The sequence below is a fragment of the Flavobacterium hercynium genome, from assembly GCF_002217285.1.
Taxonomy (GTDB): Bacteria; Bacteroidota; Bacteroidia; order Flavobacteriales; family Flavobacteriaceae; genus Flavobacterium; species Flavobacterium hercynium.
Genome location: NZ_MUGW01000100.1, coordinates 1 through 1,377, shown reverse-complemented (window position 1 = coordinate 1,377; position 1,377 = coordinate 1). Strand labels below are relative to the sequence as shown.

Here is a 1,377-nt window from a genome sequence, read left to right as displayed (position 1 = left end):
CATCTTTATTAAAATTATACAACTTTACTTTTTTTGTCTGAAAATAGAGCTTATTACTTTCAACATAAATATAAAAATCTCCTTTAATTTTATCCAATTGATCTTCACTTTTATTTACAGATACATCTGCAGAAATAAGATTATCAATTATAAAATTTTCTAAGACATCTTTATCTTTAAGTTTTGCATTAGCATATACTAAAATTATATCATCAACGTATCTTCCATAAAATGCAGGCTTCAATTTATTTTGCACTAAAAAATCAAAATTAACTAAATAATAATTTGACAAAATTGTTGAGGAATGTAAACCAATTGGCAAAACTTTCTTATTTGAAGAAATAATTTTATTTTTTACTAATATTTCAGAATAAGCCAAATGAATATCAATTAATAATTGATTTAACCATCTAATATGTTCTGGTATTTTCTCTTCAAATTTGTTTAAGTCAAAATCAATACTATTGTAGTAATTTTTTATATCCAAATTCAATATAGCTACATCTAATCCTATTTTATGAAGATCTTTTGCAGTCTGAATACCTTGATCTCTCCATTGAGAATAATTGATATAATATTTTTTAAAAAGTTTTATTGAATTTTCCTCAAAATCATCATCGGAATTTCTCTCCAATCTGTTTCCATAACAGTAAGGTCCCAATTCTTTATCAAGATATTTACCTATTTCCATTATCCACAAAATCGATATGATATGAATTTCAACGGGGCAATCTATAAAAACGGTAACTCTATCAACCAAATATTCTTTTTTTTTATTTTGATTTGTATATAAAAAACCACTACCATCAAATCTATCATCAGAAAAAGATTTAGGCATTAATGAAAATTTTATTTCACCTATAAGTTCATTTATACTACTCTTATTATTTGATTTATAATTCTGAATCTTTTCAAATAATTTTGTTAATTTTGAGTCGATTTCATCATCTTCATATTTTGCAATACTCATTAAAACTGATAGGGAATTCTCATGATAAACATGTGATTTTAATCTTCTGTATGCTAATTTAATATGTTCTAAGGTCATCAAGATATTGTTTAGGATGTTTCAAATATAGAGTTTTAGATTCATTATTTAAACTTAACTCATTCAGTTTATGGAAAAACCAAAAAATATTAAAATTTCGAGTTTTAAAAATTTGAAAAATCCTAATATAAGTGTTGAAATTTCTTTATTTAATGAATTAAAGAATATTAAAACAGGAATATTTCAAGATCAAATTTTAAATTGCAGAAAAGCCTACAATCAAGGTGAAAAGGATATTTACATTAAACTTAAAAGCCAATTACCATCTGTCACATTTTCAGGGGTTTTTAAAAATGGTAGAAAAATTCAAAATTTAGAAATATATAATA

2 protein-coding genes are annotated in these 1,377 nt (G+C 23.4%); one reads left to right on the top strand and one right to left on the bottom strand.

The window, feature by feature from the left end; genetic code table 11:
• Nucleotides 1–1,048, bottom strand: a 1,048-nt coding sequence (locus tag B0A66_RS22680) for an RNA-directed DNA polymerase (RefSeq protein WP_133063747.1), incomplete at its 3' end; no start/stop codon positions are given.
• A gap of 70 nt (nt 1,049–1,118) precedes the next feature.
• Here B0A66_RS22680 and B0A66_RS22675 point away from each other — a divergent pair.
• Nucleotides 1,119–1,377, top strand: a 259-nt coding sequence (locus B0A66_RS22675) for a hypothetical protein (RefSeq protein ID WP_133063746.1), incomplete at its 3' end; no start/stop codon positions are given.